This is a genomic window from Bifidobacterium catulorum, from assembly GCF_003129925.1.
Lineage (GTDB): Bacteria > Actinomycetota > Actinomycetes > Actinomycetales > Bifidobacteriaceae > Galliscardovia > Galliscardovia catulorum.
Genome location: NZ_QFFN01000025.1, coordinates 26071 through 35274 on the forward strand (window position 1 = coordinate 26071; position 9204 = coordinate 35274).

The 9204-nt window shown below is 64.5% G+C and carries 7 protein-coding genes; 2 read left to right on the forward strand and 5 right to left on the reverse strand.

The annotated features are described in order from the left end of the window. Positions 1-160: 160 nt before the first annotated feature. The 5 genes from DF200_RS08210 to DF200_RS08230 all read right to left on the reverse strand — a co-directional run bounded on the left by DF200_RS08210 (position 161) and on the right by DF200_RS08230 (position 6549). Entirely contained in the window at positions 161-2023 is a 1863-nt protein-coding gene (locus DF200_RS08210; RefSeq protein ID WP_109137793.1) for a [protein-PII] uridylyltransferase family protein, read from the reverse strand. A 364-nt stretch (positions 2024-2387) separates the two neighbouring features. After that, complete coding sequence (locus DF200_RS08215) at positions 2388-2726, reverse strand: P-II family nitrogen regulator (RefSeq protein WP_109137794.1); 339 nt, start codon at positions 2724-2726, stop codon at positions 2388-2390. Position 2727: 1 nt separating this feature from the next. Next, entirely contained in the window at positions 2728-4014 is a 1287-nt protein-coding gene (locus tag DF200_RS08220; RefSeq protein WP_109137795.1) for an ammonium transporter, read from the reverse strand. Positions 4015-4673: 659 nt separating this feature from the next. After that, the gene (gene ftsY / locus DF200_RS08225; protein ID WP_109137796.1) at positions 4674-5981 is read right to left on the reverse strand and encodes a signal recognition particle-docking protein FtsY; all 1308 of its coding nucleotides are present in this window, start codon (positions 5979-5981) and stop codon (positions 4674-4676) included. Between the two features lie 178 nt (positions 5982-6159). Further along, positions 6160-6549 (reverse strand): hypothetical protein, encoded by a 390-nt coding sequence (locus DF200_RS08230; RefSeq protein WP_109137797.1) that lies wholly within the window; start codon positions 6547-6549, stop codon positions 6160-6162. 175 nt (positions 6550-6724) lie between these two features. On the opposite strand from DF200_RS08230, the gene DF200_RS08235 reads away from it, so the two are divergent. Further along, positions 6725-7501: a TetR/AcrR family transcriptional regulator gene (locus DF200_RS08235; protein ID WP_241520201.1), complete on the forward strand. Its 777-nt coding sequence runs from the start codon at positions 6725-6727 to the stop codon at positions 7499-7501. Between the two features lie 369 nt (positions 7502-7870). After that, positions 7871-9193: an alpha/beta fold hydrolase gene (locus tag DF200_RS08240; protein WP_109137799.1), complete on the forward strand. Its 1323-nt coding sequence runs from the start codon at positions 7871-7873 to the stop codon at positions 9191-9193. Positions 9194-9204 lie beyond the last annotated feature (11 nt).

Genomic DNA, 9204 nt, shown 5'->3' on the forward strand with positions numbered 1-9204 from the left:
CGCCTCCCCGGTCCGTTTCTCTACAGCTCGGCTCCCCTTTCGGGGGAGCTGTCATGCCGCCTGCAACAAGGTAGGACAGGTTTTCGGCTCCCCCTTTCAGGGGGAGCTGTCCGGCGCAGCCTGACTGTGGGGGTAGCCCACGTCTCAGCATCCTCCCGGCCTACTCCATCGCACGCACCTTGTCCCGGGTACGCACCGCGTCGGCACGGGCCGCGCCGTACATCGAACCGACGAGCGACGCCCGCCATTTCGACCATCCGTATTTCTTCGTGATCTGTTCGCCGGCGGTCGCCCCGAGCGACGAGCCGTCGGCGCGGGTGAGGTCGAAGAGCATGTCGAGCATGAGCGGGTCGTTGCCGAGCCGTTCGGCCAGTTCGCGCGTCGCCGTTTCGTCGTCGGGGCTTTTCGTGGTGGCGAATTCGGAGAGCGTCAGATGTTCGCGCACCAGTGTGGTCACCATCTCGATGGTCTTATCGTCGAACAGCATGCGCTTCATGATGGCCGGCACGTGGCGGGCGCCTTCGGCGGCATGGTCGGCGATGCGCGGACGCTTGCCGATATCATGCAGGATGCCGGCCATCAGCAGCACGGTGTAATGCTCGTCGTCGTAGCGTTCGCCGGTCGGTGCCGTGCGTCCGAGGCGCGACACCACCTCCACCATATGCCGGTCGATGGTGTACCGGTGTGCTGCCGACGCCGACGGACGGTTGCGAATGCCCAGCCATTCGGGAATCAGACGGCCCGGGATGTCGACGAAGTCGAGCTCCTCCCATGTGCGCAGCAGGGACGGCCCCGTGGCGAGCAACCGCACGAAACGGTCGCGTGATTCGGGCAGCCATGCGCTGTCGCGCAATGCGCAGCGTTTGATGTTCGTCAATGTGCCCGGCGCGATGGGCAGATCGTTCTCGGCCGCGGCCACGGCCACGCGCAGGGCGAGCGTGCGATCCTTCGCGGGGTCGGCTCCGGGCGCGAGCACGGCCTCGCCCTCATGTTTGGCCACGCCGGGCGCGATGATGTCGAAGCGGGGTGCCTCGCGGCGGCCTCCTCCGCGCGGCTGGAAGATCTGGAAGAACGAGAACCGCGGCTGCTCGTGGGTGAGCGAGTGGGCGGCGCGCGAGGCCGTGGAGTCGAGGGCGAACGCGATGCGGCGGCCGTATCGGGCGAGCACGGTCTGCATGTTTTCGATGGATTCGCCGTCGCGCTGGTCCGGGTCGGGGATGGTCGGGTCGCTCAGTCCCATCATCTTCGCCACCTTCACCTGGTAGGCGGGCAGCAGCAGGTTCGTATCCTTGTTGGCGGCGAGGTGGATGCAGTCGCGCGCGTCGAGCAGGTGTTCGACGGCGTCGTCATAGCTGCCGTGGGGCCGGTCGGCCAGCCATGACGTGGCCAGGGCGGAGACGAGCACGGTGTCGCGCAGTCCGCCGCGCGCCTCCTTGATGTCGGGCTGGTTGAGGTACGGCAGCTGGCCGAACCGGTCGAATCGTTCCTTGGCGGAGTCGGTCAGTTCGGGCAGGCGTTTGCGCGCAGCCTTGCGCCATCGTTCGAGGATAGAGTCGGCGGTGCGGCGGATGAGGTCGGTGTCCCCGGCGACGGGCAGCACGTCGAGCCAGCCCATCGCTGCGGGCAGGTCGGAGTCGGTCACGGCCTCGCACTGCTGACGCGTGCGGACGGAATGGTCGAGGTCGAGGCCGGAATCCCACAGCGGATACCATAGTTTGTCGGCGAGTTTGGTCACGTTCGCATCGGAGATCGCGTGCGCATCGTAGATGATGACGAGATCGAGGTCGGAACAGGGTCCGATCTGACGCCGTGCGAGCGATCCGACGGCGGCGAGTCCTACGCCATGGTCGGGAGCGTCGCCGCCCATCGATCCGGTGGCGTCCGACCAGAGCCGGCGCAGGGCCTCCAATACGATGTCGACGCGTTTGGCGCGTTTCTCCGCGCCGTTGCGATATACGCCGTCATCGTCGGGCTGGCTGACGGCCACCAGTTTCGTTTTGAGACCATCCACTGCAGAGGCCATGTTCTGTCCGTTTCTCCTAACATTCGCGATGTTGTCGCTGTGCATCGGCTCCCCTCAGTCATGGCCATGGGCCATGACAGCTCCCCTCCGCCGGGAGGGGAGCCGGAATGATTCCCTTCATCACATCAGCTCCCCTGCCAAGGGGAGCTGTACGGGCAGGCATACAGGCGGCCCGTCGCGCAAATCGGCTCCCCCTGCCAGGGGGAGCTGTCAGGCGTAGCCTGACTGAGGGGGTGCTGATGCATATATCCATATATCAGCTCTTTTTGCCCTATACACGACAAGGTCCCCGTGACGGCGAACCGTCGCGGGGACCTTGTTCATTGATCGGAACGGCCGGAACGCATTCCGGCCGATTCGACGGTCAGATTGCGGCGGAACCGGTCTCGCCGGTGCGCACGCGGGTGACGGAGTCAAGCGGTGCGACCCAGATCTTGCCGTCGCCGATGGTGCCGGTGCCTGCGGCCTTGGTGATCACGTCCACCAGAGTTTCGGCGTCGGCGTCGTCGGACAGCACCTCGACGCGGATCTTCGGAATGAGGTCCACGGTGTATTCGGCGCCGCGGTAGATTTCGGTGTGGCCGCGCTGACGTCCGTAGCCGTTGGCCTCGGAGACCGTCAGACCGTGGACGCCGGCGGCGGCGAGCGCCTCCTTGACTTCGTCGAGCTTATGCGGCTGAATGATTGCGGTGATGAGTTTCATCTCACTTCACTCCCTTCAGGATGGAGCTGGCAGTACCAGCGAAATCGTAGGCACGCTCGCCCTGGTCGGCCAAGTCGACGCCGCCGACCTCCTGGGCCTCGGTGACGCGCCAGCCGACGGTCTTCTCCAGGGCGAAGGAGATGATGGCGGTGATGACGCCGGAGTAGAGGATGGCCACGAGGGCGATGACGACCTGCACGAGCAGCTGCTTGAAGTCGCCACCGGCGAACAGGCCCGTGCCTTCGCCGAAGAAGCCGATGAGGACGGTGCCGGTGAGGCCGCCGACGCCGTGCACGCCGACCACGTCGAGGGAGTCATCGTAGCCGAGCTTGAACTTCAGGCCGACGGCGAAGCAGCAGAGGATGCCGGCGATGAAGCCGAGCACCATGGCCCACAGCGGGGAGACCACATCGGCGGCCGGGGTGATGGCGACCAGGCCGGCGACCATACCGGAGGCGGCGCCCATGGCGGTGTAGTGGCCGGAGCGGATCTTCTCGGTGAACAGCCAGCCGAGCGTTGCGGCGGAGGTGGCGGCGGTGGTGGACATCCAGGCGTAGCCTGCGGTGCCGTTGGCGCCGAAGGCGGAACCGGCGTTGAAGCCGAACCAGCCGAACCACAGCAGGAAGGCGCCGAGCATCACGAACGGCACGTTGTGCGGGCGGAACGGCTCCTTCGGGAAGCCCTTGCGCCGGCCGATGATGAGCACGGTCACCAGTGCGGCGACTGCGGCGTTGATGTGCACGACGGTGCCGCCGGCGAAATCATGGGCCGCGGCGCCGAGGGCCGTGGAGATCGGACCGTCGGGGGAAAGCAGACCGTGGTTCCACACCATGTGGGCCATCGGGGCGTAGTCGAACGTGATCCACAGGGCCACGAAGATCATCCACGTGCTGAACTTGATGCGTTCGGCGAGTGCGCCGGTGATCAGCGCGACGGTGATCATGGCGAACGTGACCTGGAAGCCGACGTCGATGCTGTGCGGGTAGGCCGCGTCCTTCACGTCGACGGATCCGAAGACGCCGTCCGTCGCGACCATCGTGTCCTTGAGCAGGAATCCGCTGGCGGGATCGCCGAAGATGCCGGCCACGTCAGTGCCGGCGTAGGCGATCGACCAGCCCCAAAGGGTCCAGATGACGCCCGTCACGGCGAGCGCCGCGGTGGAAAGCATCAGCATGTTCAGGATGGCCTTGGCGCGAACCATGCCGCCGTAGAAGAACGCCACACCGGGCGTCATGAGGAAAACCAGGGACGCTGACGTCAACATCCATGCTGCATTACCGGTGTCCATGAATACCTCCCTCTCTCTTGGTATCTGTATCTGTCCGTTGTTCGTATATTCGGTTCCGTCAGTGGCGGAAACCATCGTCTGTATGAAACGACGCCCGCATTACCCCAGCAATTACTTCGTGTTACGGAGGTGTTAACCGGCGACCGGCCCGTTACATCGTTTCGTCGTGTTTGTCGTGGACGTGATATGGCCGAAAACGTTGGAATCCGTATGAGGGAGGATGAACGAAGGCCCCGTCGCGGCGAGCGTGCCGCGAACGGGGCCTTTGAGCGTCATTGTTTTACATTATGGGAGGTAAAGGATGTCCATATAGCGGAATGGCCGTCCGGTGAGCTTGGACTGCGTCGTTGATGAACCGCACCCCCGGCTCCCCTGCCATCAGGAGGACCAGGCCACGCTAACCCCAGCTACACCCCTGCCACCAAGGGGAGATGTGAACCCGCCTCTTTACCTATGGCGCCCCCTGCCACCAGGGGGAGCTGTCGGCAAAGCCGACTGAGGAGGTCGCTCCAGCAGCGGCGACGTCCTTCCGCACCCCTGCCACCAGAAGAAGCCGGTCACCAACCCCAGCCGGCACAAACCCCCTGGCTCCCCCTGCCACCAGGGGGAGCTGGCCGCCGAAGGCGGTCTGAGGGGGTCGCTTCATCAGCGGTACCCTCTCATCCGAGGATGCCGTCCACGAATCCTTCGGGGTCGAACGGGGCGAGGTCGTCGGGGCCTTCGCCGAGACCGATGAGCTTGACGGGCACGCCAAGCTCCTTCTGCACGCTGATGACGATGCCGCCCTTGGCGGAACCGTCGAGCTTGGTGAGCACGATGCCGGTGATGCCGATGACCTCGGCGAACACCTTGGCCTGGGTCATGCCGTTCTGGCCGGTGGTGGCGTCGAGCACGAGCAGCACCTCGTCGACGGGCAGCGTCTTTTCGGTGACACGGCGAATCTTGCCGAGCTCGTCCATCAGGTTGGATTTGTTCTGCAGACGGCCGGCGGTGTCGATGATGAGCACGTCGGCGTTGGTGTCCTTGGCGGTTTTGGCGGCTTCGAACGCCACGGATGCGGGGTCGGCGCCATCCTTGTCGCTGCGGACGACGGGCACGCCCACGCGGTTGCCCCAGGTTTCGAGCTGGTCGGCGGCGGCGGCACGGAAGGTGTCTGCCGCACCCATGACGACCTTCTTGTCCTCGGCTACGAACAGGCGGGCGAGTTTGCCGGCGGTGGTGGTCTTGCCGGTGCCGTTCACGCCAACCATGATGATGACCGAGGGGCCGGCATCCTCGGGGCGGGGGCGGCTGGCGACGAGGGAGCGGTCCATGTTCCGTCCGACGAGGTCGAGCAGTTTCTCGCGCAGCAGGCCGCGTACGGCTTCGGGCGTCTTCTCATCGTTGACGCGGGCGTCCTTGCGCAGTTCCTCGACGAGCTGTTCGCTCGCCTCGGCACCGACGTCGGCGAGCAGCAACGTGTCCTCCACGTCCTCCCAGTCAGCTTCGGAGAGGTTGTCTTTGGTGAGGATGGCGAACAACGCCTTGCCGAACGGGTTGGCGCTGTTGGCCAGTCGGGACTTGAGGCGGGTGAGGCGGGACGCAGCCGGTTCGGGCTTCGCCGGTGCCGGCTCGGGCTCAGGCTCGGCCACCGGAGCGGATTCCTCGGGGGCGGGACCGGTCGCCGCGGATTCGGCGGGCTCAGTCTCCGAAGTATCACCGGCTTCGGCCTCCACGGGTTCGCCGGATTCCTTGGGTTCCGGCTCCTGCCCCTCCGCCGCGGCGGCACCTTCCGCTTCCGCGGTTTCCGGGGTCTTCGCCGCCGGAGGCTCCTCCACCGCCGCGTCGCTTCCCCCTGAAACGCCGGCTTCCCGCTGCGTACCGTCCGCGGCGCCGCTCTTGCGCGATTTGCCCACTGCCACGGCTATGATCGCCGCGATGACCACCACGGCGACGATGCCGATAATCAATAATGTCATGCTATCCATATCCCCAACCCTATTGGGCACACCGGAAAACCCGGATTGTGAGGCTTCGGTCCGGCAAAGGAAGCGATTCCCCTGGCAACCTTGCCGAAGAACCATTGAAAATACGGGGATGGGGATTCTCCGAAAATGCGTTCCGCCGAATCACGGCCTCACGGCTCGCATTCGGTCGTGTTCGCCCTTATCTGGAGGCCTCGCCACCTGCCGGGGCACCCCCGGAATTAGCCACGCCGTCCGTTTTCGCCGCACCGTCGACTTTCCCCGCATCGGCGTCCTTTTCGCCACCGTCACGCAGGGTGCGCACCTCAAGAACGGTGGAATCGTTCACATATACCGGCGTCCCCGATTCGGCATCCCGGTCGCCCCCCGCGGAATCCCCACGCTTGCCGGTCGGTGTGAACGCGATATGCGTGCCCACCACGCGCGGCTTGCGGTTGCCGTTCACGTTCTCGTCCTGCATGGTGTACATGAAATCGCTGCTGTGCGCATCACGGCGCGCCTGACGCAGAATGAACACGATGAGCACCACGAGCACGCAAATCCACGCAAGAATCACAAGAAGCATCGGCATACCCAATATTGTGGCACTCCATCGAGAAATTCCCGAACTTGCCACGCAATCATCGCCGCTTGTTTACATCACCCTGTTTACATCACCGTCGCGGCCCCGTCGCCGACGCCACCCTCACCGCCCACGGCTTTCACCCCATGCCATGCCGACGACGCGGCCACTACAATACGTTCGTATGGGTAGCACTTCCAGAATGACGGCATTGCAGCGACGGGAACAGCTTATCGCCATAGGGCGTTCGCTGTTCGCGGCCAAGGGCTTCGAGGCGGTGAGCGTTGAGGAGATCGCCGCCACGGCGAAGGTGAGCAAGCCCATCGTGTACGAGCATTTCGGCGGCAAGGAGGGCCTGTACGCCGTCGTCGTCGACCGCGAGATGCAGACGCTTACCGAATCGGTGATGGAAACGTTGTCCCGCCCGGCCCAGGGCTCACGCCAGATCGTGGAGAACGCGGCGATGGCGTTCCTCACGTATATTGAGGAACATACCGACGGATTCCAGGTGGTGGTGCGCGACCGTCCGACCACCGACCCGTCCGGATCGTTCAATTCTCTGCTCGGCGACGTGAGCATCCGCGTGGAGGACCTGCTCGTCACCGCGTTCAAACGTCATAAGATCCCGGCGAAGGGCGTGCCGTACTATGCGCAGATGCTCGTCGGACTGATGGTGTTCACGGGCCAGTACTGGGCCACGCATCGCAAGCTCGGCAAAGAGCAGCTCGCCTCCTATATCGTCAATCTGGCATGGAACGGCCTCTCCCGCATCGAGGCCAAGCCGAAACTGCGCTACGTGGGCGACGGCGGCGGGCAACGCGAGCAGCGCGGACGTCGGTCCGGGGAATCCTCCCCCGCCGCCAAATCCACCGACGACACCTCACCACAATCCGACAACGTTCCCACCGACGGGGCCCCACAAACCGATACGCCCCCATCTGACGCCGACACTGCACGCTGACGAAATCCGTCACATGTCCTGACTCCGATGGACGTCGACGCATTATGAGGCAGAACGCATCGTCGTCCATCGCAACACCGATTCCCCGAAGGACGACGACGCAAAACAGACGAAAATACACCGTCGTCCGCCATATTCACCACTCATCGATTTCAAGAACGTTGAAATTCCAACGTTCTTCAATCTTCCAACGTACGAAGCCGAAGGACGACGACGCATTTTAAGGCAAAACGCATCGTCGTCCATCACAACCCTCCGCATACCCCATCAATCGCCACCGATCGTCCCCGGCAACCAGCGCCCCGCTTCAACGGCATCCCGACGAACGAACCGCCGCGCGTGACAGCGGTCTGCGCTAGGCTCGGGCATATGGAGCTGCATCTGATTGAAGAGCACGACTGCGCCACGACAATGACCGAAACCGTGCTGCCGGCATTGGCGGCCTGCCGCAGCGAAGGATGGATGGAACCCTCCCACGACGCCGACCTCGCACCACTCGACTCACTACGCACGGCCCCCACACCACGCAAACCGAAACGCGGCACCCCCGGCAGCCCGATCTTCGGCCAACACGGCGAACTCGCCGAGGTCATCCATGGCACCGAGAACGGGGGGCGAACCCCGGGGCGGACGAGCCACGGCGGGATACGTCCGGTAGGCAGGATGCGCATACGTCCCTCAGTCAACGCCAGTCCGACCAACGCCCGGTTCGCGGAGGACGCCAAAATCGGCGTCGGCAACGCCGACCACGCTGCGGCGACGACCACCGACCACGCCGGCAAACTGCATTACATCTGCTATGACTCCGCGAAATTCGACGCGGTACGCGAGCACGGGGCCACGGCCACGTTCCGCGGCGCCGTCGTGATCTCGCATGGCTTCACCGAATTCGCGGAACGGTTCGCCGAACTCGCATGGTATCTGCTGCTCGACGGGTTCAGCGTATGCATCCTCGAACATCGTGGCCACGGGTATTCGCCGCGCGACGTCGAGGACGAAAGCCTCGTCTGGATCGACGACTGGCATCGGTACGTCGACGATCTGGCGAAGTTCTGCTCCACGATCGGGCAGGATTACGCCCTCGGATCGCCGCTGTATCTGTATGGTCATTCGATGGGCGGCGGCATCGCGGCCGCCATGCTGGAACGGTATCCCACGATCATCGACAAGGCGGTGCTGTCGGTCCCGATGATCGCGCCGAAGACCGGCATGCCGCTGTGGTTGGCGCCATGGATCGTGGAACTGGCGTGCGCGGTGGGGTTGAGCAAGCATATCGCGCCGACGCAGCAGTATTTCAGCGAGGATTTCGACGAACAGTTCTATCAGGGGCTGAGCATGACGAGGGCCCGATGGGTGCATGACCTGCGCGTGAAGCATCCCGAATACCATACGAATGCGGCCACATTCGGATGGGTGCGCGAGGGATTGCGCATGTATCGGTCGGTACTGCGGCCGTCGGCATGTGCGGAGGTGGAGGCGCCGCTGCTGGTGTTCCAGGCCGACAACGACGCGTATGTGCTGCCGCAGCCGCAGAGCCGATTCGTTTCGCTGGTGCGCGCGGGCGGGTGCCCGGCGCAGCTGGTGCATCTTCGCGGGTCACGCCACGAGATGACGACCGAACGCAATGAGATCATGCGGCAGTATGTCGGACGTATCCTCGACTTCCTGCACACTCCGCTGGCCGAGGAGTAGGGCCTGTCGCT